Raw genomic sequence first — 23289 nt, 5'->3', positions numbered from 1 at the left:
GAGATATCTGCCTGGGATCAGTGTGCGCCGGGTACCAGCGTTTTCATATGCACTGCGTGAATTGCACCACTGGCAATAGCTTGACTGAGAGCGCTGTAAACCAACTGTTGGCGTTTGACCGGGGAAAGCCCTTCGAAAGCGGTGCTGGTAACGGTGAGGTGGGCGTGATTCCCTTCCATGCGGGCTTCCACCTGGGCATCGGGAATAGCTGCCACTACGGCATTAATTATGTCTTGCTCTTGCATATATAACCTTCAGCTGCACCGCATATACGGCACAGCTCCGCAAAAAGTGCGTAGTTTAATCAAATCCTCCGCCCCGCGCACCCGCTGCGGGGCGGTCGGCGGGGTTTAGACGGCTTTCTGTGACCAGGTATTGATGACCTTGTCGATATTGTTGTCGTTCTGCTTCATAGCTTGGGCGAATTGATCGCGGAAGCTCTTGCCCAAATTCACGCCATTGAGAACGACATTAATCAACTTCCACTCTCCGGAGCCGTTCTTCGCCATGGAATAGGAGATGCGACTGGTGCCGTCGGCCGCTGCCACTTCCTGAATCACATCAACGCGCTTGGCATTACTGATATCTTCCTTCACCGGAAGTGTGGTGATTTTCAGGTCGCTGTAGTTCGCCAAGCCTTTGCCCAGGGTTTCCACCATGCCGCGAGTAAAGGTTTCAGTGAATTGATCGCGCTGTTCAGGAGTCGCCTTATCCCAGTAACCGGCCATTACACTCTTGGCGATAAAGGCGAAGCTCACATGCGGCTCAAGTGTTTTGCGCACGCGGGAAAAGTATTCGTCCGAATTTTCTTTGAGCGCTTTTTCGCCGCCCTTGATTACTTCCATCACGGCGCTGGTAACATCCTGTACCACCTTGTGCGGGTCGTCATTTTTTGCCGCCTCTGCCAGAGCTGTAGCCCCCCACAATCCCATGACCAGCAACAATACAACCCGCAAAAACCATACAACCCGCAAATTCGCGCTAACTGATTGCTTTTTCACACAACTCTCCTTAACCGTATCAAAGAAACATAACGCGCCCTTTTTCAGCCGCTTTGAGCACTTTATTCAACTGACCGAAGCGCCAGTCATGATTTGAACCGTGCAGCGGCGCGAAGTTTACTGCCACATCGCCAGGTGCGCGAGCGAAGCTGACATCTTAGATCTATTCCACCTTGCTAGTGCTATTCCACCATGCCAAACCTGAACATGAGTTAACCTAACACTATGAAAAACCGATGGGTACGTGCGCTTGCCTATTAATATTCCATCGTCTTATCCCTTATCATGGGCGGCTTTCCCAAGCTAAGGACTCTCATGAGGCAATTCTCAGCAAAAGAACTCATCGCTTCCGGACGGCGAACCATCCGGTTGGAACAGGAGGCGGTCGCTGCGCTGGAAGAGCGGATCGGCGACGACTTTGTGCGCGCGTGCCAATTGATCCTTAGCTGCAAAGGCCGGGTAGTGGTCACCGGGATGGGTAAATCTGGTCATATAGGGCGCAAAATCGCTGCCACTTTGGCCAGCACTGGTACGCCAGCCTTTTTTGTTCATCCGGGAGAAGCAAGCCACGGCGACCTCGGCATGATTACTCGTGGCGATCTGGTGATGGCCATCTCCAATTCGGGCAACTCGCCAGAAATTCTCACCCTGCTGCCAATCCTGAAACGCCTTGGTATTCCCATGATCACCATGACCGGCAAACCGCACTCCCCGCTGGCGGAGGCCGCGGAAGTAAGTCTGGATATTCATGTGGCGTCAGAAGCCTGCCCTCTGGATTTGGCCCCGACCTCTAGCACCACCGCAACCCTGGTGATGGGCGATGCCCTGGCGGTCGCCTTGCTCGAAGCCCGCGGCTTTACTGCGGAAGACTTTGCCCTCTCCCACCCCGGCGGCATCCTGGGCCGGCGCCTGCTGTTACGGGTCAATGACTTGATACACGCCGGCGACCAGATGCCCAAGGTGCAAGCACAGACGTCGCTGCTGGATGCCCTCAGCGAAATCACCGCCAAAGGCCTGGGCATGACCACTGTCGTTGGTGAAGACGGTACTTTGTTGGGCGTGTTTACCGACGGCGACCTGCGCCGCGCCGTCGACAAAGGACATGACATACGCCAAGTGACCATCGAAAACATCATGACGCGCAAGCCGACCACAGTGCACCAGGACGCGCTCGCGGCGGAAGCGCTCACCATTATGGAAAACCGCAAAATTACCGCCTTAGTCGTTATCGACGAGCACAACCACCCCGTCGGCGTTATTCATATGCACGACCTGCTGCGTGCGGGCCTTGTTTAAGGTGCATCAGACCATCACAACTATGCTGAGCGAATCGGAACTGCAACAAAAGGCACAAGCCATACGTCTCTTAGTACTGGACGTCGACGGCATATTGACCGATGGCCGACTTTTTTACGGCGCATCCGGCGAGACGTTAAAAGTCTTTAACACGCTCGACGGGCACGGCATCAAGATGGCGCAAAAGAACGGGATTCAGGTGGCCCTGATTACCGGCCGGCGCGGCGAGGCTTTAATGAGCCGGGCGAAAGATCTCGGTATCGAATGGATTCAGCAAGGACGCGAAGACAAGTTCGACGCCCTGCAAGAAATGATCGCTGGCAAATCAATTGGACTGCACGAAATTGCCTGCATGGGCGACGACTGGCCGGATCTTTCCATCATGTGCCGAGTCGGTTTGGCTCTGACCGTTCCCAACGCCCACGATGAAGTAATCGCGCGCGCGCACTGGCAGAGCAAACGCCGAGGCGGCGAAGGCGCCGTCCGTGAAGCCTGCGATATGCTGATGCGCGCCAAAGGCAGTTTTGCTGCCGCTCTTGCGGCCTATACCGATACAGGTCGATGAAACACAACTGGATTTATATATCGCTGGTCGCGGCCCTGGTCATTGCTGTCGTCATGCTGTGGGAAGAACAGCCGCGCATCCTGAATCCGTTTGGCGCTGAAGAGCCTGAAACACGCTTTCCCTATGCGGTAATCGAAGATGCGCACTCCAAGCATTTCGATTCAGAGGGGAAACTGAGCTACGAATTTATCGCCACAACATTGCGCCACTTCCGCCTGGATCTGCGCCGGGTGAGCGAAAACGACTACACCAATCTGGAGTCGCCCAAACTGACCCTGCACACTGATGATGGCGATCCCTGGTATGTCACTGCCGAACAGGGCGAACTGAGCGAGCGCGGCACGCTGCTGAAACTCTGGCCCAATGTGCGCATCTGGCAGGAAGACAGCAGCGGACAGCAATTGACCGAGTTGACGACGACACACCTGGAAATTCGGCCCCGGGAAAAAATTATTTCCACAGATGCCGAGGTCAGCATCAGCTCCCCTCAGGGCCGCCTGGATGCCAAAGGCATGATTGTGGATCTGGAAAATAAACGAATTGAACTGCTCAACCGAGTGAGGGGCTACCATGAACCGATTGCCAACACTCCAGCACCTTAACCTGGTGAAAGGACTGTTCCTGTTGCTGTTACTGGCTGGACAACTGTTATTGGCCGGACAGCAGGCCTTTGCTTTGCCGTCAGATCGAGATCAGGCCATCACCATCCATTCAGATAGCGCTGAGCGGGATGAAATCAAAGGCACTACGACTTATTCCGGCAATGTGGTCATGCAACAGGGTTCTATGCGCATCGACGCCGACAAGGTGGTGATCGTCAACGTTAAAAACAAAGTGACGCAGATAGTCGCCACCGGACGGCCCGCGCGCTATCAGCAAAAACCCAGTCCCGATGAAGGCCCGATCATCGCCCAGGCCAATCGCCTGGAATACAACATTGCGCAGGACACACTGCACCTGATCGAAAACGCCTCATTGCAACAGGAAGGCAGCAGCCTGTCGGGCAATCGCATTGACTACGATGTCAAAAAATCCGTGGTGAAGGCTGGCGGCGACGCCAGTCAGAACGAGCGCGTCAAAATGGTTATTCCAGCAAAATCGCTGAAACAGGCAGAGGAATAAAATTTCAATGGCGAAACTGGAAGCCCGCAATCTCGCGAAAAGCTATAAAGGTCGCAAAGTTGTCATAGACGTTTCCATGACGGTGGAAAGCGGTCAGATCGTCGGCTTACTCGGCCCCAATGGCGCAGGGAAAACCACTTGCTTTTACATGATCGCAGGACTGGTCGCTGCCGACAGAGGCGAAGTCTATATCAATGACCGGCAGGTCACCCATCTGCCTATACACGGCCGGGCGCACGCCGGACTCAGCTATCTCCCCCAGGAAGCCTCGGTTTTTCGCAAATTGACTGTGGCCGAGAACATCATGGCCATATTGGAGACAAGGAAGGACCTGTCCCGCAAGGCGCGCAGAGAAGTTTTGGACCATCTGCTGCAAGAATTTCACGTCACCCATATTCGCAACAGCCTAGGCATGGCGCTGTCCGGCGGTGAGCGGCGCCGGGTGGAGATCGCGCGCGCCATCGCGACCAATCCGGAATTTATTCTGCTGGATGAACCTTTTGCCGGCGTCGACCCCATTTCCGTCAACGACATCAAAACAATTGTCACCCATCTCAAAAATCGTGGCCTCGGAGTGTTAATTACGGATCACAATGTGCGGGAAACCTTGGACATTTGTGAAAAAGCCTATATTGTGAGTGAAGGCTACATCATTGCCGAAGGCTCCCCTCAAGTGGTTATGGATAACCCGAAAGTGCGCAAAGTCTATCTGGGAGAAAATTTCCGCCTCTGAGCCACACGTGGCGCGCCCGCTTGACAAGCAGCAAAACATATCTTATCTGGCCCAAAGTTTGCTTTAAAAATAGGCCAAAAGTGATTGCTTGTATAAATAGGGATGACTAGAATTAGTTCATTCCACATACCTGCAACGGCGACGACTGACGAATGAAGCAATCACTGCAACTCAAGCTCGGCCAGCAGCTAACCATGACTCCGCAGCTGCAACAGGCCATCCGCCTTCTGCAACTGTCCACGCTTGATCTTCAAACCGAAATTCAAGAAGCGCTGGAAACCAACCCCATGCTGGATGTGGCCGAGGATGAAAGTTCCGCGGATTTCACTCCTGAAGGCGGTCCCGAACTGGATTTCATCAACGGCAAAGACACCTCACTTAAAAGCGAAGAAATAACCAGCACACGAGAAGAAAGCGAGGAATCCATCCCAGACGGCGAATGGAGCCATGAAATCCCCACCGAATTAGCGGTAGACACCAGTTGGGACGATGTCTATCAAAGTGCTCCCACTGGCACCGGGCTGTCCCGCCCTGAAAATGAAGACATGGATTTCGAGTCCCGTCGCGGCGCCTCTGAAACCCTGCAGGATTATCTCTTCTGGCAACTCAACCTCACCCCCATGAGCGATCTTGATCGCTACGTCGCAGAAGCCATTCTCGACGCAGTCGGCCCAAGCGGCATGCTGGTTCAATCCATAGAAGAAATCTGGCAAGGACTGCAGCAGGATCAACCCGAACTTGAAATGGACGAAGTAATGGCGGTACTCCACCGTCTGCAACAATTCGATCCTCCGGGAGTGGTGAGCCAGAACCTCTCCGAATGCCTGCTCCTGCAATTGCGCCAGATGCCGAAGACCCTGCCCTCCTACGAGGTGGCGATCAATCTGGTACAGCATTATCTGCCCCTGCTCGGCGCGCGCGATTTCAAACAATTGATGCGCAAATTGCGGGTAAAAGAATCCGAATTGCAGGAAGCCATTCGTTTAATTCAGAGCCTGAACCCGCGCCCAGGTGAGCAGATCGGCGATGACACTACGGAATATGTGGTGCCCGATGTGTTCGTGAAAAAGGAAAACAATCGCTGGGTGGTACAGCTCAATCCCGATATAGCACCCAAATTGCGGATCAACCCGGATTACGCCTCTTTAGTCCGCCGCGCCGACAGCAGCACCGACAACGCGTTTTTGCGCGATAACCTGCAGGAAGCCCGCTGGTTTATCAAAAGTCTGCAAAGCCGCAATGAGACTCTGCTGAAAGTGGCCACTTGCATAGTGGAACGTCAGCAGGCGTTTTTGGAGCACGGCCCGGAAGCCATGAAACCCATGGTTCTGCATGATGTGGCGGAAATGGTGGAAATGCACGAGTCGACCATTTCGCGTGTAACAACGCAAAAATACATGCATACCCCGCAGGGTATTTTTGAGTTGAAATATTTCTTCTCAAGTCACGTAAGTACCGAATCTGGCGGCGAGTGTTCCTCCACAGCCATTCGCGCTATCATTAAAAAGCTAATCGCAGCGGAAAACCCGCGCAAACCTTTGAGCGACTCCAAAATTACGGCCTTATTAGAAGAACAAGGCATTCATGTCGCTAGAAGGACCATAGCAAAATATCGGGAATCCCTAGGCATTGCACCATCCAATGAACGTAAGCGGCTGGTATAAGCAGCCGTCTTTTCCAAATAAGTGGGTGTACTTACAAAGTTGCACCCCAAAAATGAAGTCCAACAATTATGCAAATCGAATCCCTTCTGACCATTAAACGCACCCTTTGCCACGCGGATTGCAGCAGCAAAAAACGCGCTCTGGAAATGCTGGCGACGCTGATCGCCGAGGGTAGTGAAAACATCAACGCTGACGAACTGTTCCAACAATTCATCTCACGTGAGCGCCTCGGCTCCACCGGTATCGGCGAAGGCATTGCTATCCCTCACTGCCGCTTTAAAACTGCTGGTGCCACTGTCGGCGCGCTTATGACGCTGGCGAAACCCATCGATTTTGATTCAGTCGACGGCCAGCCTGTCGATATAGTCTTTGCCATGTTGGTGCCGGAAAATGCAGAGACTGAACACCTGCATGCCCTGGCCATGTTGGCCGAACACCTGCAAAACCCCAATTTTGTACAGGCTCTGCGCCGCGCGGAAACCGACGAGGACCTCTATCGCGCGGCTATAGGAAACGACATCTAACCTCTTTCGGAGTGATGTTATGGAATTCGTGGTCATCAGCGGTAGGTCCGGTTCGGGCAAGACGACTGCGCTCCAGCTCCTGGAAGATAGCGGCTTTATCTGCATCGACAATCTTCCGGTCAACCTCCTTCCGACCCTGATCGCCGAGGTTTCCCAGGCCAATCACCAAAACCCCATGAAGTTTGCGGTCGGCATAGACGCCCGCAACGTCGGTGGTGATTTGAGCCGGTTTCCCGAAATCCTCGAACAAGCCCAGAAACAGCAAAACGCCGTTTTTACGGTGGTTTATCTGGATGCCAGCGATCAGGTGTTGATCAAGCGCTTCAGCGAAACACGGCGCAGACACCCATTGTCCAACAAGACCACGGGACTGAGGGAAGCAATTCAGGCGGAGAATGATATCCTCGACCCGGTTGCACGTATTTCTGACATCACCATCGACACCAGCAACCTGACTCTGCACGAGCTGCGCACCGCGGTGAAAAAGAAGGTCGCGGGCGCCGAAGGGCAAGGATTGGCCTTGATGTTCGAATCCTTTGGCTTTAAATACGGTGTTCCAGTGGATGCGGATTTTGTGTTTGACGTCCGCAGTCTGCCGAATCCTTATTGGCAGCCCGAATTGCGCGCCTATACAGGCCTGCAGGCGCCGGTTGCCGATTTTTTGGACTCACAACCTCAGGTCAAATCCATGCTTGAGGACATTGTGCAGTTTTTGGAGAAATGGATTCCCAGCTTTGAGCAGAACAACCGCAGCTATTTGACCATTGCTATAGGTTGTACTGGCGGCATGCATCGCTCGGTGTATCTGGCAGACAAACTGAGTGCGCATTTCCAGACGCTGTACCCGAACGTACAGACGCGCCACCGCCAACTTACTCAAATGTCGCCCTGAACCGCTCAGGAATCAGGCATAAAAATAACGTATAACGGCACCAGAACATGATTTCGAGACAGATCGTCATATCCAACAAATTGGGGTTACACGCGCGCGCCGCGACTAAATTCGCCAATGTATGCGGCCGTTTTACCAGCAAAATGCAGGTGTGCTGCAACGGTAAGACGATTGATGGCAAAAGTATTATGTCCTTGATGCTGCTCGCCGCCTCCAAGGGCACTTCTATTGAAATCACGGCAGATGGACATGACGAGGAAGAGGCAATGGCGGCCATTGTCGAGTTGATCGAAGACAAATTTGGCGAGGGAGAGTGAGCTCTCTTCAATATTTCTATCGCTTTGCCCCCTTCTTCCGCAGACTCCCCCATAGAACCACCGCCCCGGATGATGTAGGCTTCTTCGCCTTTTGAACGCCCGGGGCGTTCCACCCGACTCAATGGTATTGGTTATGAATGAATTCGACCTGGACCCGCAGGACGACAGCGAAGAGGAAATTGAATACGTCAGTAAAACGCGCATGAAAAAAGAAATGCATGCGTTGCAAGAACTGGCGGTTTACCTGACCACCCTCAAACCGGAGCAATTGGCACGTATTCCTTTGCCCCAGGATTTGCTGAACGCGGTTCAAGAAACCAAAAACATCAAAAAGAACGAAGCTCTGCGCCGCCATCATCAGTATCTCGGACGCCTGATGCGCAGCGCCGATCATGAAAAAATTGCCGCCGCAGTCTCAGGGCTGAAAGAAGAACAGAACCGCTTGGCGCGCCTGTTCCATGTCATGGAGCGCTGGCGCGACGATTTAATTGCCGGCGACCAGGAGGTTGTCGAGCGCTTCTTTATAGAGTTTCCCCACACTGATCGCCAAGAATTGCGTCACTTGGTGCGCAGCGCCAAAGGCGCGGTAGGCACCCAACAGGCCAGCACCCATGCGCGCAAATTATTTCGATTTGTGAGAGATGCGATGGCGGGTCCAGGGGAGTACTGAAACACTAGCGCCACAGTTTTGGCGTCCGCCGTTCTTATTCCTACCCCGGCATAACGCGCCATTCCAACCATCACCGCAGGGACCTATATACGGAAGTGGGTCCCAACACCTGGGAGGTGTTAGTGAAAGAGTTGAAACCCTATCGAATCCTGCTGGGCCTGATGATATCGGCTTATGGAAATACCGCACTGGCCGACGGCTACGGCGTGTTTGATGCCCGCACACAGTCGCTCGGCGGCACTGGTGTCGCCCTCGGCTCTCTTACGACTGGGCATTTCTACAATCCCGCACTGACGGCATTTCATGAAGGCCACGAAGAGCGCACCCAGGACGGCAGTCACAGTTTTCACTCAGTGCTGTCCATTTCCGATGGTGCACGCACCACTTTAGATATGGTTTCCGATGACCTCGAAAGTCGCTTGAGCGATGCCATCGATAATCTCAACGCCAATCTCACCGAAGAAACCGCCCGCGAAGGCCTTGAGGCCGCCTGGGACTTGAACGCGGCCATCCGCAAGCTCGATGGCAAAAGCATCAATGCCGACGCCTATGTCGGCTATAGCATCAGTATTCCCGCCGATCTTGAAGGGGGTACCTTTTTTGTCGGGTCGCGCGCTATAGGTCGCGGCGTATCGGATATCAGACCTGAAGATTACGACCTTCTGGATGATTACATAGAGGTTCTGAAATTTATTGAAAGCGGCAGCAGCGATGGCGTCGACCACCCGGAGCTGCGCGACGGGGATGGCAATCTGCTCAACCCCGGCTTACGCATGCAATCGTCCGGCTCAGGAGTGGCGGTGCTGCTGTCGGAGCTCGGCGTTTCCGCCGCCAAGCAATACCCGTTATGGGGTCAGCAGGTCAGCCTCGGCATAGCCCCCAAGGTGGTACATCTCCGTTTGTTCCACGAATACTGGCGCGCGGTCAATGGCGAGTTTGAAAACGTCGGCGAAGATGAGACTGATTTGTACTTCAACCTGGATGTGGGAGCCGCTGTCACACTTGCCGAGGTGTGGCGTGTTGGACTCGCTATCAAAGATGTCCGCAGCAAATCCGTCTCCACCGAAAGCGGCCGCAGGGTCAGGCTGAAACCGCATGCCCGTCTAGGAATGGCCTATATAGGCAACTCCTGGAGCGCCGGCCTGGATGCCGACCTGGACAAGACAAAAGACATCCAGGATATCGACCAGAGGCAGGACGTCAGCCTCGGTATCGAATACCGCACATCATTCGGCATGGCTTTGCGCACCGGCTACCGCCACGATTTGGCAGGTTCGGTAGATGATCAACTAAGCGCGGGAATTGGTTGGGAGATCGCACGCCTGCGGTTGGATCTCACCTATGCACAGGGTAGCGATAGCCAAGGTGCTGCCCTGCATATCGGCTGGGCGCATTAATCAAAACCGTCGATGCTGCAATACCGGCATCTGGCGGCGCACATCCGCCAAAGCGGCAAAGTCCAAGTCTGCCACCACAAGACTCGGACTTTCTTCCGCACAAGACGCCAACACGCTTCCCCAGGGGTCGATAATGCAGGAGTGCCCCCAGGTACGGCGCACTGCATCGTGTTGTCCGCCTTGGCCTGAAGCCAGGACAAAACATTGATTTTCAATCGCGCGCGCGCGCAGCAAAACTTCCCAATGGGCTTCGCCGGTACGGTAGGTGAAGGCTGCAGGCACAACCAACATGGTCGCTCCAGCATTGACCAACTGACGGAAGTACTCGGGGAAACGCAGGTCATAACAAATCGACATGCCGAGCTGCCCCCAGGGGGTAGGTACCACCACAGGCGCATCGCCCGGCGCGAAGTTATCGGACTCCCGGTAGCGCCCCACGCCGTCCGCCACATCGACATCGAACAGATGGCACTTGTCGTAACGCGCAACGCAGTCCCCGGAATCGGACCAGACGCTGCAACCGGGGAATACTTTGCCCTGAGGGGCCGCAACTCCCGTGCGGGACGCGGCATAGGGGATAGTGCCAGCGATAATCCACAAGCCGTATTTTTTTGCTGCATCCGCCAGGAAGTGACCTATGGGACCAGAGTGATCCGCCGGCTCAGCAATGGAAGGCAGATCCTTGCGCCCGAAAACGGCGAAGTTCTCGGGCAAAACCAATAGCTGGGTGCCTTCATTATGCGCCTGCGCTATCAGGCGATCTGCTTGCGCGAGATTGGCGTCGACATCCGGACCACTGCACATTTGCGCCACTGCGGCGCGCACTTTAAGGCTCACGTTTACCTCCTCAAGCTCATTGTTGCGACTCCCTCAAGGCTCACTCTTGCTCAAGGCTCACTCTTGGCCCCTTCCGCTTTGCTCCCGTTCTTTTGCACGGTGTTTTCAAAAATTCGCTCGAGTTTCACCTTGGGATCATCCCAGCGACCGGTGACGTCATAACGCAAGCTGGAGACTCGATCCACCTGATCCTTAAATACTTTGCCCATCACGTAAACCCCAATCGCCAGGGGGACGCCGCCGGTAAAGACCGCAGCCATGGTCAGGTTGCCGGCGAGCGGCAGAGTCGCGACCAGTTGGGTATCCATGGTTTCCTGTACCACATTCAGATCGCCGACCAATTGCAGGTTGCTGGACGGCGTCTCCACCTGCAGTGGATCGCGGATATGAATGGAGCCGGTGCGGAACAGCAGGCTTCCCCGTATGGTTTCATAGCCCAGACCCGTCGAACTCAGGTCGGAGAAATCCAGGCGCAGCCGGCGCGCCAGGGTATCGAAGTTAAGCAGGCCGATCAGCTTCAGCAGCGGATTTTCCCCTACTGCACCACCGCGGCTGAAAATGCCGCGCTCGATGGTGAGATCCACTTCGCCAGCCAGATTTGCCAAAGTAAATCGCGGTGGTACATCCGACCACTGGAGATCCACATCGAATACTGCGTTGCTGCTGGTGAGCGCGGGATCTAGCCCAAGATGGCGGAAAGTGTCGCCCAGATTGCTGCCGGTTATTTGCCCGGAAAAGAAAGTTTCATTGCCCGAAGCGGTGCGCAGCCAAATCAACTCTGCCCCCGGTTTGCCACGGCCAGCGATGTTGAGGCCGACCGTCGCGGCGGTGAGGTCGTAGGCCAAAAGCCCTTTTTCGATCGGGCGCAGCTTCATATCCCAGCGTCCCAGTTGGCGGTCGCCGCTGCGCAAATCCTGAATTTGAATATCCATCGGCGGAACTGCGGCCAAGTCCAGGGATTGCCAAAAATCGGGTTCTGGCTCCAGCGGTTGGAACAAATCATCCTGACTGAGCAATTGATCGACCGTTGCCGTCTCTGGGGTATTCCCACTCGCCACATCGTCATCCGGCAGATACAAACGCTCGAGCTGAAGCTGTAGAGGCTGCTCATCGGAGATCCAGGTGACCGAACCTGCGATGGTTGGGTGCTCCACACCGATCTTCCAGATATCGCCCGCGTTACCGCCGGTCATATGGAAGTTTTCCAGTTCCAAATCCCCTGCCTGCAGATTGCCAAACACCAAATCCAGGCGAATGGGCATCTCCTGATCGGCTGTGACCTCCCCAGACTCATCGGCCGCCTTTTCTGCCTCACTGCGAACTCTCACAAGCTCTTGGATAGCATCCCACCAGACCATAGCATCGGCGGAATCCACCTGACCGTGGATATGAAAAATTCCGCTTTCTGCAGAGTTGGCGACATGCCCCAGCGCCATATCCAGCGCGCGCACAACGCCGTTTTGGTTGATCACCAACAGTTTCGCCAAATCCTGCAAAACAAACCGGTAGTGCTGGAAGCCTGACTCGCGCTGATGTTCCACCTCAATTTGCAACGGCATAGCTTGCGCCGCCGTTTTGCCGAGTGGCGGCGGAGCCATTATGTCGACCCCTTCCAATGGAGTAGTCAAAGACAAATTCAGGGTATCGCCCGCATTGCGGAGCGGCACCTTGAGCTGCCCCGTAACCTCGGCGACTCCCGCAGCGAATACCAATTCCGGCCGCGCGGACCATTTGCGCACATCGGCCACATCGGCAGATCCCGTCAAGTCCACCAGCAGCTGGCTACTGTTACCGGACATTTCCGTTCGAATGGCTGCGCTTACAGGTTTACCCCACAACAAGGCTCCTATGCCCGAACTGCTTAATCCGGTAGCGGAATCATATTCCAGAGGGCCATTAAGATTGGCGAAATCCAGGTTCAAATTGGGCATGACCAGCCGGTTATCGATAAACCGCAGCTTGACCTTTTGATAAGCCGCAGGGTGATCCACATCGAACGGCACCAATAGGTCGACATTGCCAGCCAATTCGCCTTGCCATTGCCAGCTGGCGAGCTCGTCTCCGCCCAAGTCCCGCAGTGGCGACTGAGCCAAAAACTCGGCTGCGGCCCGGCTGTCTCCAGCCACAGAGCCACGCACCCGCACGCCCAGATCCTCATCACTCACTTGCAGCAGCTGCACCTGAGCGTCCTTTACCTGCACATTGCCAAGAAACCCATGCAAGTCGGTGACGTAAAGGTCGCGGTCATCCAAATAGACCTTCCCAGATGCATTGCGCAAAGCAGGCCATTGAGAATCGTAAACCAGCTCTCCCTCATGAACCTCAGCCTGCAGCTGCACCACTCTGGCCAAATCGGATTCACCCAGCGGGCCGTGATAGATAAAGCCCGCGTTCTCCAACTGGCCGCCTTGTATGGCCCGGTCGAGCCATTCGAGCAGGGGTTGGGGCAGGACATTGGGGATCAACTGATGGTGCAGCATGGCTGAACCCTGCTTGGCACCAATTACCAGGGTCATCTCGGGGTCGGCGATATCGCGATTCAAAGGAAAGCGCAGGTTGAAGTGGCCATTGGCGCTGACGTGTTCATTGGCAAGATACAGCAAGCTTGAAGAGACACCGACCCGCCGGGCGTTTAAATCTATATCCCAGCCAATAGCGCCTTGAGCACTGTCGAACACCAAGGGCTCGTCGTAAATTTGCGGGAAGTTCATAGAGAAGCCGTGGTCGGTCTGCAGACGGATTTCCCCTCCCCATGCGCCCGCCTCCACATAACCTTCCACACCCTGCAACGCCGGGGCACCAACCCAGGCGTCCACACCACCTTCGCGAATATTGGCTTTGAGAGAGAAATAGCCCTGTTCACGGGTTCGACGGGCAAGCTGGATATTAAAAAGCTCGCCGCGCGGGCGAAGGGTATCTAACACTTCTGCGGCGTACCCGCGAATCAATCCGGCGCGCAACACAATCTCCGTCCATACCGCCACGTCGAGCGACGCCACTGCCAGGCGCGTTTCCTGACCAATTCCACCTTGCAACAATACATCTACGGGAGGCGCGGAAAACTCGGTCCAGATCAGGCGTGCCTGATTAAAGCCAAGTTGCCAGCCTTTTTTGGAGTCCCAACGCCCATTGAGATCACTGCGCAGCAACTGCGGCCATTCAATTCCTGCCGGCGACTTCAACGGCGAGCCGAACACCTCCAGAGAGCCCGCCAAAGTCACGCCACGATTGGCACTGCCGTTAAACCACAAGGCCAGGTTAACGCTGCCGTCGCCATGCCATTCGCCCTGCACGTCGGCGTCCTGCGCGAGCATATGACTGTCGATGCCCATCACCGCCAAGACTTTTTCCGATGGGAAGTCCTGCAGCTGCAAATAACCTTTGAGGTCAAAATTGGCTTCGTCGCGCGGGTTGCCATCGCCCTCAATGACAAGATGGAACGCCTGCTCGCCTTCGTCCACCGCAAAAGCGGTTTCTAGGCGGTGGAAGGTAGCGTCGTTTTCCAGGCGGATATGGGGAACGGAAATATCGGTGGTCAGACCGCTGCGGAACAGGAGTTTCAAATGGGTTTGCGCCAGCTCCACCCGCCGGCCGAACAAAAATATATCCATAGGATCGGTGATGCGGTCCTTGTCATCTTCTGCTTTTTCTTCGTCGAGCCGGCGCGCCAGTCCCTGAACCCACCAACGCCCGGACTCGTTTTGCTCCAGGGTGGCATCCAGGCCTCGAAAGCGAATCCGCCGGAAGCCCAGCCTCCAATCGCGCATAGTGGCAAGCAGGCTTACCTCGGCGTTGGCGCTATCGGCACTGAAAACCAATTGACCTTCCGCATTGCGCACGGACACGCCGGTAAAAGTCACGCGCGGGCGCAAGCCGGTCCACTCAGCGCGGATATGGTCTATGCCCACCTGCACCCCCAGGCGGGATGACAGTTGCTGCTCCACCTCGGACCTGTAGTCATCCAGCATGGGGAACACAGTGCGCCCCAACTGCACCACCACCGCCAGGGTAATGATCAGAAACAGGGCTGATCCCCAGACGGTGCGAGCCCAGAAGCTCAGATGACGTTTAACCCAACGCACTACCGCACCTCAGGAACTGGAATCAATAAAAACGGGAGGTGCATATGGGGTTTCACACCAAAATAATGTCGTACTGCTCCTGGTTATAGATGGTCTCAACCTGGAATTGAATAGTGCGCCCGATAAACGCTTCAAGATCGGCCACATTGGCGGACTCTTCATCCAACAGCCGGTCGATTACCACCTGCGAGGCGAGCACCAAAAAGGTAGACGCATCATAGGTACGCGCCTCGCGCAGAATCTCGCGGAAGATTTCATAGCAGACGGTTTCCGGTGACTTTAACCGACCGCGACCGCGGCAGACCGGGCATGGCTCGCACAAAATCTGTTCGAGCGATTCCCGCGTGCGCTTGCGCGTCATCTCTACCAGCCCCAGCGCCGATACTCCGTTAATGGTGGTTTTAGCGCGGTCTTTCTCCAGCGCCTTTTCCAAAGTACGCAAGACCTGGCGCTGGTGTTCCGGGTCGGTCATATCGATAAAGTCGATGATGATGATGCCGCCCAGATTGCGCAGGCGGAGCTGGCGGGCAATCGCCGCAGCTGCCTCCAGGTTGGTCTTGAAAATGGTCTCTTCGAGATTGCGATGGCCGACAAATGCACCTGTGTTGACGTCGATGGTGCACATGGCTTCGGTCTGCTCGATGATCAAATAGCCGCCGGATTTCAGCACCACCTTGGTATCCAGCGCCCGGCGCAATTCTTCTTCGACACCATAGATATCAAACAGTGGCCGCTCGCCCGGGTAATGCTCAATGCGCCCGCCGATCTCCGGCGCATAGTGTTTGGCGAAACTCGCCATGCGCTGAAAAGACTCGCGCGAATCGATTCGCACCTTCTGAATTTGCGGCCGCATCAGGTCGCGCACCGTGCGCATAAACAGCGGCAGATCCTCATAAATGATGGCCGGCGCTTTGGCGGCTTTGATCTTGTCCGCCAGGTCGTGCCACAGCTTGTAGACAAAGGGGATATCCGCGCGCAGTTCCTCTTCGGTCACACCCTCCGCCACTGTGCGCACAATAAATCCGCCTTTGTATTGGTCGGCGTATTCGGCCGCGAGCTTCTCCACCAGCTTGCGCAGACGCTCGCGTTCTTCCTCGTCCTCAATGCGGTTGGAGACGCCTATATGGTCGGTCTGCGGCATATAAACCAAATAGCGTGCCGAAACGGACAGATGCGTCGTCAGGCGCGCGCCTTTGTTGCCGATCGGGTCCTTGGTCACCTGCACCAGCAGCGACTGGCCTTCATGCACCAGCGAGCGAATATCCTCCACTTCGGTGGTGCGCTCTTCCATACCGTTTTTGTTGAGCGGCGCTATATCCGCCGCGTGAATAAAACCGGCGCGCTCCTGACCTATATCAACAAACGCCGCCTGCATGCCGGGCAATACGCGCACCACTTTGCCGAGATAAATATTGCCGACATAACCTTTGCGTTTGACACGCTCAATGTAGATTTCCTGTACGACGCCATTTTCGATCAAGGCCGCGCGGGTTTCCGTCGGACCGAAGTTGACCAGGATTTCATCACTCATGCTCTGCTCCACACCAAATCGGCACCTGGAATTCCGCCAGCAGCGCCTGTGTCTCCGTCAACGGCAAGCCGACCACATTGCTGTAGCTGCCCGCCAAATGCGCAACAAATACCGCACCGTAACCTTGAATACCATAGCTGCCCGCTTTATCCCGCGGTTCGCCGGTCGTCCAATAGAGTTCCGCCTCCTCCGGACTGATAGCGCGAAAACGGACTTCACTGGTCACCGTCTCCACGCGGAAACGCTCGCCTTGGCAGACGGCTATGCCAGTGATCACCATATGAACATTGCCCGACAAGTCCGCCAACATAGCCAGGGCATGTCCACGATCGCACGGTTTTTCCAGAATACGGCCCTGGTGCACAACCACCGTATCCGCGCCCAACACCGGAAGGTCCGGTCTTAACTTTGAGCCAGCGCGGGATTTGGCCAGAGCCAAACGGCGGACATATTGTTCGGCGGTTTCACTGGGTTCAGGCACTTCCGGCACATCAACGCGAATCACTTCAAAGCGAACACCTATCTGGCGCAGAAGCTCCTGGCGACGGGGGGATTGGGAGGCAAGCAAAAGGTCGGGCGGCGACATGGTAGTTCTCTTTATCTTTATGCAGGGACGAAGCCCAAGTTATACAGAGGCAGTGCCAAGGATATACAGGGACAATGCCAGGATATACAGGGCCGTCGGAACGAAGCTCAAACGATTGTTATAGACATTAAGAGCTGGCTTCCATTCGCACCCGATGCGTCAGAAAGCTCTATGACGCCGCAACAAGAGGAACATCAACAGTACCAGCAAAGGCCAGCAAACTGCCGATACAAACGCCGAGATCACCATATAACGTGCTGGCGCGGCGTATCCAGATAATCCTTGAACCCAATTGACAAACAACTGGTGGATACCGACAAAAATAAAGATCCAGAAGGTCTGCTGGCTGATGGAGTAAGAGCGCAAACGCCGGTAGGACATCAGACTGATATAAGCAACCAAAGCCAGCGCCAGGGCGTGCCCACCCCAAACGCCATCTTCCACCAAATCCTGCAGCAAACCCACACACCAGGCTATACCAACCCCGATCTGGTGAGGGCTGTGCATAATCCAGTAAATCACCAACAGGCAGAGCAGCTCAGGTCGGTAGACTGACAAATTGGGCGACAAGGGATAAACCGCCGCCAGTAAAGCCACCAGCAGGCTGAACAGCATCACAAAAATGAGCGGCATAGGATTCGGCATTTCAGTTGCCGCTGGCAGGCGCTGCGGGCTCGTCCTGCATGCTGTGACGATCGAATACGAGCAGAACATGGCGGTTGCGGTTCAACTCCGCCATGGGGCGCGCCGTGACTGTGGCGAAGGGTTTGCCCGGATCGTGAGTGACTTTTTCCACCTGCGCCACCGGATAGCCAGGCGGGAAACGCTGGCCTAAACCGGAGGTGACCAGCAGATCACCTTCCTGAATATCCATAGTGCTGGAGACAAACCGCAGCTGCAATTCAAACAGGTTGCCCTGGCCTTCCGCCACCAGCCTTATGCCGTTGCGATTGATCTGCACCGGCAGCGCGTGGCTGGAATCGGTGATCAGCAGCACCCGGCCTGTATGTTTGCCGACTTCCACCACCTGCCCCACCAGACCATAGGCATCCACCACCGGTTGGCCAATGTACACGCCATCCGCCGTGCCGCGGTTGATCATTACCTTATGTTTCATAGGGTCGGGCGAAACACCGATCAACTCGGCGACCAGGACGCGGTCTTCAATGGTATCGGCGGAATTGAGCAGTTGGCGCAGGCGGGTGTTTTCGGCGGTGAGGGCGGCCATTTGCTGGAGTTTGCGCTTTAACACCAGAACTTCGGTGCGCAGTGCGCGGTTTTCTTCCTGCAGATCGACTTTGGAAGCCAAGCGATCCTGCGACCACCGGCCTATGTCGCCCGGGATGTCTGCCAGCCAATAGATGGGGACGGTCACATCCACGAGACGCTGGCGCACGCCATCCAACCAGGTGGTCTTGCTATAGATCAGCGCGATCGCCAAGGCGAGCAGCGCCAACACCGTGAGTCTAGCTCCCGGTGATGGACCCTTGGCAAACATCGGTTTGATAGGAAGACCTCAACGAACAGGGTGGATCAATAATGTAAATGGATGGCTCGGCTATCCATGAGTTCCATTGCCTTACCGCCGCCGCGGGCGACGCAGGTCAAGGGGTCTTCCGCAACCAGCACTGGCAGGCCGGTTTCCTCCATCAACAGGCGGTCGATATCGCGCAGCAGCGCGCCGCCGCCAGTGAGGACGATGCCGCTTTCGGCAATATCAGAGGCCAATTCTGGGGGAGATTGTTCGAGAGTACTTTTAACCGCCTGGACGATACCGGACAGGGGTTCTTGCAGAGCTTCGAGGACTTCGTCGCTGTTCAGGGTGAAACTGCGCGGCACCCCTTCGGCGAGGTTGCGACCGCGCACATCAATTTCCAACACTTCGCTGCCAGCGTAGGCACAGCCGATTTCTTTCTTGATGCGTTCCGCCGTCGCGTCGCCAATAACGGTGCCATATTTGCGGCGCACGTAATTCACAATTGCTTCATCGAAACGATCGCCGCCGATGCGAACTGAATCGGACAACACAACACCATTCAAGGAAATAATGGCAATTTCAGTGGTGCCGCCGCCTATGTCCACCACCATGGAGCCGGTCGCTTCTGCCACTTTCAAACCCGCACCTATGGCTGCCGCCATAGGCTCTTCGATCAAACGCACTTCACGCGCACCAGCGCCGAAGGCCGATTCACGAATTGCGCGTTTTTCTACTTCAGTCGATAAACAGGGCACGCAGACCAATACGCGCGGACTTGGTTGAAACCAGCTGTTTTCATGCACTTTGCGAATGAAATGCTGGAGCATTTTTTCGGTGACCTGGAAGTCGGCGATTACGCCATCTTTTAACGGGCGAATTGCCGTGATATTTCCCGGTGTACGACCCAGCATACGTTTTGCCGCCATGCCGACAGCTTCTACTGATTTTTGGCCGTTGTGATTGCGGATAGCGACGACGGAGGGTTCGTTGAGAACAATGCCGCGTTCGCGGACATAGATGAGGGTGTTGGCGGTACCGAGGTCAATAGAGAGATCGTTGGAAAAAATTCCGCGCAGACGCTTTAGCATAGTGGTGGAAAAACCTTATTTAGATGTCAACCCGGTGAGCGGGCGAATATTCCGCTGGCAGCTGTGTTTATGTAGGAAAACAATGCGGAATCGTAAATCGTGGCACTCTAGCAATGCCGGGGATTTAGAGCAAGGCGCAAATGTGGTAACTTAGCGCGCCTCGCAAATCCTTCACATTATAGATGAATTTAGGTGCGGCCACCGCGCGAATGCGCGCCGGGGTAACGCACGGGAGACCTTCTGTGGACCGTTCCGAAATTGAAAAACTTGCGCATTTGGCGCGACTGGAAATTCGCCCCGAAGAAATCGACGAAGTCGCCACTCGTATCAGCAACGTGCTCGCTCTGGTGGACCAACTGCAGGCACTCGATACCGGCAATGTTGCCCCTATGGCCCACCCACTCGATGCAGTGCAACGCCTGCGCGCCGACGAAGTGAGTGAACCCAATCGCCGCGATGAATTTCTCGCGATTGCACCCGCCACGGAAAATGGCCTTTACCTCGTCCCCAAAGTCATCGATTAATTTTTCTCGCGGAAAAACCGCAGCGGATATTCGACTCATGCATAACCTCACCATTGCCCAGATGATCCGGGAGCTGCGTCAAAAAACGTTCTCCAGCGTGGAATTGACGGAACATTTTCTGGCTCGCATCGAGCGACTCGACAGCAATTACAACAGCTTTGTTACAGTTACCCGCGAGCAAGCGCTGCAGCAGGCCAGACAGGCCGATGCGCGTTTAGCGGCAGGCAACGCTCCAGCTCTGTGCGGCATTCCCCTCGCCCACAAAGATATTTTCTGCACCACCGGCGTGCGCACCAGCTGTGGCTCCAAAATGCTGGACAATTTTGTCCCGCCTTACGACGCCACCATCGTGGAAAATTACCTGCGCGACGGCGTAGTCATGTTGGGCAAAACCAATATGGATGAATTTGCGATGGGTTCATCCAACGAGACCAGCTACTACGGTCCGGTGAAAAATCCCTGGGCACTGAATTGCGTACCCGGCGGTTCTTCCGGCGGCTCTGCCGCCAGCGTTGCGGCGCGCATCACGCCTGCAGCGACCGCCTCCGACACCGGCGGCTCCATTCGCCAGCCTGCCAGCCTGTGCGGTATCACCGGCATTAAACCCACTTACGGCCGCGTTTCCCGCTGGGGCATGATCGCCTTTGCCTCGAGCCTCGATCAGGCAGGCTTGATGACCCGCACCGCCGAAGACGCAGCTCTGTTGCTGAACACCATGGCGAGCTTCGACGCCAAGGACTCCACCTGCGTCGATGAACCCATTCCGGATTACACCGCGACACTGAATGAATCCTTGAGCGGGTTAAGAATCGGTGTGCCGAAAGAATATTTTGGCGAAGGCTTAAACGAAGGAACCGCGCGCGCTGTTGAAGACGCGATCAAAACCTTCGAAAAACTCGGCGCTTCTGTACATTCCGTCAGCCTGCCGCACAGCCATATCGCAGTGCCTGCCTATTATGTGATCGCACCTGCCGAGTGTTCCGCCAACCTCAGCCGTTTTGACGGTGTGCGTTACGGTTACCGCTGCGCCAATCCGCAGAGCCTGGAAGATCTCTACAAGCGTTCACGCAGTGAAGGTTTTGGTGAAGAGGTAAAACGCCGCATCATGGTCGGCTGTTATGCGCTTTCCGCAGGCTATTACGACGCTTATTACGCGAAGGCGCAAAAAGCCCGCCGCTTGATCAAACAGGATTTCGTCGACGCCTTCAAAACCGTCGATGTGATCATGGGACCGACCGCGCCATCACCGGCGTTTGAGTTCGGCGCCAAGAGCAAAGACCCGGTCGCCATGTATCTGGAAGATATCTATACCATCGCCACCAACTTGGCGGGCCTGCCGGGCATGTCGATCCCCTGCGGTCTGGTCGATGACAAACCTGTGGGACTGCAAATCATCGGCAATTATTTTGCCGAGGCGCGCATGCTGAACATCGCGCATCAGTTCCAGCAAAACACCCAATTTCACGATCTGGCGCCCGCCGGTATTTAAAAAGGTACATACAAAATGGAATGGGAAACCGTCATAGGTCTCGAAGTCCACGTACAGCTGGCGACCCGCTCGAAAATTTTTTCCGGTTCCAGCACAGCATTCGGCGCTGAGCCCAACACTCAGGCCTGCGCGATCGACTTGGCAATGCCCGGCACCCTGCCGACCGTCAATGCCGAAGCGTTTCGCATGGCCACCATGTTCGGTCTGGCGATCAATGCTGAAATCAACCGCCGCTCCATCTTCGAGCGCAAAAATTATTTCTACCCCGATCTGCCGAAGGGCTATCAGACCACTCAGTTGGCCAGTCCCATAGTCGGTGCAGGCTATCTGGATCTGACTCTCTCCAACGGGGAAACCAAACGCGTACGCATTCATCACGCTCACCTGGAAGAGGACGCGGGCAAATCTCTGCACGAAGACTTCCACGGCATGTCGGGCATCGACCTCAATCGCGCTGGCACACCTTTGATCGAAGTGGTAACCGAGCCAGATATGCGCTCCGCCGAAGAAGCTGTGGCCTTTGCCAAAAAGCTGCACGGCCTGGTGACCTCTCTCGGCATCTGCGACGGCGATATGTCACAGGGCTCCATGCGCTTTGACGTCAACATCTCCGTGCGCCCCAAAGGCCAGGAAAAACTCGGCACGCGCACCGAGACCAAAAACCTCAACTCCTTCAAATTCATGGAAGAAGCGATCGAGCTGGAAATCGAACGGCAGATCGATGTGCTGGAATCCGGCGGCAAGATCGTGCAGGAAACCCGTCTGTACAACGGCGACACCAAAAAAGCGCGCTCCATGCGCACCAAGGAAGATTCCAACGATTACCGCTACTTCCCCTGCCCGGATCTACTGCCGGTGGTATTGGACGATGCCTTTATCGAAGACGTGCGCCGGCAAATGCCAGAGCTGCCAGAAGCCAAACGCGCGCGTTATATCGCCGAACTGGGCCTGCCCGAATATGACGCCAGCATTCTGAGCAGCGACGCTGCGACAGCAGCTTATTTCGAGGAAGCCGCACAACTGTCCGGCAAACCAAAACTGGCCGCCAACTGGGTGATGGTGGAACTCGCCGCGCAACTGAACCGCCAGGAACTGACGATTCAGCAGTCGCCCATCAGCGCTGCCGCCTTAGCCGGTCTGATCCGCCGTCTGGACGATGGCACTATCTCCAGCAAGATGGCGAAAATCGTGTTCGAAGCCATGTGGAATGGCGAAGGTGACGCCGACACGGTTATCGAAACCAAAGGTTTGAAACAGGTGTCCGACACTGGAGCGCTGGAGAAAATCGTTGACGACATCATCGCCAACAATCCCCAGCAGGTGGCCAATTACCGCAGCGCTGCGGAAGACAAACGGCCGAAGATGCTCGGGTTCTTTGTCGGCCAGGCGATGAAAGCCTCCAAAGGCCAGGCGAACCCGCAAGAATTGAACAGGATTTTGCTGGAGAAACTGGGGGGGTGACCCCTCCCAACCTCCCCTTGCCTAGCCCTTTAC

At 55.5% G+C, this 23289-nt stretch carries 23 protein-coding genes; 14 read left to right on the top strand and 9 right to left on the bottom strand.

The genetic code is table 11. The features are described from left to right. Positions 1-17: 17 nt before the first annotated feature. Both DWB84_RS17535 and DWB84_RS17530 read right to left on the bottom strand, forming a co-directional pair. Entirely contained in the window at positions 18-245 is a 228-nt protein-coding gene (locus DWB84_RS17535) for a BolA/IbaG family iron-sulfur metabolism protein (protein WP_187411110.1), read from the bottom strand. A 105-nt stretch (positions 246-350) separates the two neighbouring features. Continuing rightward, entirely contained in the window at positions 351-1001 is a 651-nt protein-coding gene (locus tag DWB84_RS17530) for an ABC transporter substrate-binding protein (protein WP_187411109.1), read from the bottom strand. A 315-nt stretch (positions 1002-1316) separates the two neighbouring features. On the opposite strand from DWB84_RS17530, the gene DWB84_RS17525 reads away from it, so the two are divergent. The 11 genes from DWB84_RS17525 to traF all read left to right on the top strand — a co-directional run bounded on the left by DWB84_RS17525 (position 1317) and on the right by traF (position 10181). Then, positions 1317-2297 (top strand): KpsF/GutQ family sugar-phosphate isomerase, encoded by a 981-nt coding sequence (locus DWB84_RS17525; RefSeq protein WP_187411108.1) that lies wholly within the window; start codon positions 1317-1319, stop codon positions 2295-2297. 22 nt (positions 2298-2319) lie between these two features. Next, positions 2320-2862: an HAD family hydrolase gene (locus DWB84_RS17520; protein ID WP_187411107.1), complete on the top strand. Its 543-nt coding sequence runs from the start codon at positions 2320-2322 to the stop codon at positions 2860-2862. Continuing rightward, positions 2859-3464, top strand: a complete 606-nt coding sequence (gene lptC, locus DWB84_RS17515) for an LPS export ABC transporter periplasmic protein LptC (RefSeq protein WP_187411106.1) — start codon at positions 2859-2861, stop codon at positions 3462-3464. The genes DWB84_RS17520 and lptC overlap by 4 nt, the downstream gene beginning before the upstream one ends. Next, positions 3433-3984: a lipopolysaccharide transport periplasmic protein LptA gene (lptA, locus tag DWB84_RS17510; RefSeq protein ID WP_187411105.1), complete on the top strand. Its 552-nt coding sequence runs from the start codon at positions 3433-3435 to the stop codon at positions 3982-3984. The genes lptC and lptA overlap by 32 nt, the downstream gene beginning before the upstream one ends. 7 nt (positions 3985-3991) lie before the next feature. Next, complete coding sequence (lptB, locus tag DWB84_RS17505; protein WP_187411104.1) at positions 3992-4717, top strand: LPS export ABC transporter ATP-binding protein; 726 nt, start codon at positions 3992-3994, stop codon at positions 4715-4717. Positions 4718-4869: 152 nt separating this feature from the next. Next, positions 4870-6381, top strand: coding sequence for an RNA polymerase factor sigma-54 (locus DWB84_RS17500; RefSeq protein ID WP_187411103.1), 1512 nt, complete (start codon positions 4870-4872; stop codon positions 6379-6381). Positions 6382-6449: 68 nt separating this feature from the next. Then, positions 6450-6905, top strand: a complete 456-nt coding sequence (locus tag DWB84_RS17495) for a PTS sugar transporter subunit IIA (protein ID WP_187411102.1) — start codon at positions 6450-6452, stop codon at positions 6903-6905. Positions 6906-6924: 19 nt separating this feature from the next. Beyond that, positions 6925-7797 (top strand): RNase adapter RapZ, encoded by an 873-nt coding sequence (rapZ, locus tag DWB84_RS17490; RefSeq protein ID WP_187411101.1) that lies wholly within the window; start codon positions 6925-6927, stop codon positions 7795-7797. 47 nt (positions 7798-7844) lie between these two features. Next, a complete protein-coding gene (locus tag DWB84_RS17485; RefSeq protein WP_187411100.1) occupies positions 7845-8114 on the top strand; it encodes an HPr family phosphocarrier protein in 270 nt (89 codons plus the stop codon). A gap of 133 nt (positions 8115-8247) precedes the next feature. Beyond that, positions 8248-8784, top strand: coding sequence for a ribosome biogenesis factor YjgA (gene yjgA / locus DWB84_RS17480; RefSeq protein ID WP_187411099.1), 537 nt, complete (start codon positions 8248-8250; stop codon positions 8782-8784). A gap of 122 nt (positions 8785-8906) precedes the next feature. Continuing rightward, positions 8907-10181 (top strand): conjugal transfer protein TraF, encoded by a 1275-nt coding sequence (gene traF, locus DWB84_RS17475; protein WP_187411098.1) that lies wholly within the window; start codon positions 8907-8909, stop codon positions 10179-10181. Here traF and DWB84_RS17470 read toward each other — a convergent pair whose 3' ends face one another. From DWB84_RS17470 to DWB84_RS17440, 7 genes are all read right to left on the bottom strand, one after another. Next, entirely contained in the window at positions 10182-11018 is an 837-nt protein-coding gene (locus DWB84_RS17470; RefSeq protein ID WP_370589744.1) for a carbon-nitrogen hydrolase family protein, read from the bottom strand. It abuts the gene before it with no gap. Between the two features lie 50 nt (positions 11019-11068). Further along, positions 11069-15100 carry a YhdP family protein gene (locus DWB84_RS17465; protein ID WP_187411097.1) on the bottom strand — a complete coding sequence of 1344 codons (4032 nt, stop codon included), beginning with the start codon at positions 15098-15100 and terminating at the stop codon, positions 11069-11071. 52 nt (positions 15101-15152) lie between these two features. Then, positions 15153-16631 carry a ribonuclease G gene (gene rng, locus DWB84_RS17460; protein WP_187411096.1) on the bottom strand — a complete coding sequence of 493 codons (1479 nt, stop codon included), beginning with the start codon at positions 16629-16631 and terminating at the stop codon, positions 15153-15155. Next, entirely contained in the window at positions 16624-17217 is a 594-nt protein-coding gene (locus DWB84_RS17455) for a nucleoside triphosphate pyrophosphatase (protein ID WP_187411095.1), read from the bottom strand. Before DWB84_RS17455 ends, rng begins: the two co-directional genes overlap by 8 nt. A 159-nt stretch (positions 17218-17376) precedes the next feature. Further along, the gene (gene mreD, locus DWB84_RS17450) at positions 17377-17850 is read right to left on the bottom strand and encodes a rod shape-determining protein MreD (protein WP_255429051.1); all 474 of its coding nucleotides are present in this window, start codon (positions 17848-17850) and stop codon (positions 17377-17379) included. A gap of 13 nt (positions 17851-17863) precedes the next feature. After that, on the bottom strand, positions 17864-18715 hold the full coding sequence (mreC, locus tag DWB84_RS17445; protein ID WP_187411093.1) for a rod shape-determining protein MreC: 852 nt from the start codon (positions 18713-18715) through the stop codon (positions 17864-17866). A gap of 35 nt (positions 18716-18750) precedes the next feature. Continuing rightward, positions 18751-19782, bottom strand: coding sequence for a rod shape-determining protein (locus DWB84_RS17440; RefSeq protein WP_187411092.1), 1032 nt, complete (start codon positions 19780-19782; stop codon positions 18751-18753). Between the two features lie 209 nt (positions 19783-19991). Here DWB84_RS17440 and gatC point away from each other — a divergent pair, with 209 nt between their 5' ends. Genes gatC through gatB form a run of 3 tightly spaced genes read left to right on the top strand, consistent with a single transcriptional unit; the run spans position 19992 to position 23256 of the window. Then, positions 19992-20306 (top strand): Asp-tRNA(Asn)/Glu-tRNA(Gln) amidotransferase subunit GatC, encoded by a 315-nt coding sequence (gene gatC, locus DWB84_RS17435; protein WP_222868263.1) that lies wholly within the window; start codon positions 19992-19994, stop codon positions 20304-20306. Between the two features lie 37 nt (positions 20307-20343). After that, positions 20344-21795 carry an Asp-tRNA(Asn)/Glu-tRNA(Gln) amidotransferase subunit GatA gene (gatA, locus tag DWB84_RS17430; RefSeq protein WP_187411090.1) on the top strand — a complete coding sequence of 484 codons (1452 nt, stop codon included), beginning with the start codon at positions 20344-20346 and terminating at the stop codon, positions 21793-21795. Between the two features lie 15 nt (positions 21796-21810). Beyond that, on the top strand, positions 21811-23256 hold the full coding sequence (gatB, locus tag DWB84_RS17425) for an Asp-tRNA(Asn)/Glu-tRNA(Gln) amidotransferase subunit GatB (protein ID WP_187411089.1): 1446 nt from the start codon (positions 21811-21813) through the stop codon (positions 23254-23256). Positions 23257-23289 lie beyond the last annotated feature (33 nt).

This window comes from Saccharophagus sp. K07 (assembly GCF_014336955.1).
In the GTDB taxonomy this organism is placed as follows: Bacteria; Pseudomonadota; Gammaproteobacteria; order Pseudomonadales; family Cellvibrionaceae; genus UBA5868.
The sequence above is the reverse complement of the archived record's forward strand: the minus strand, read 5'-3'. Positions and strand labels throughout refer to the sequence as shown.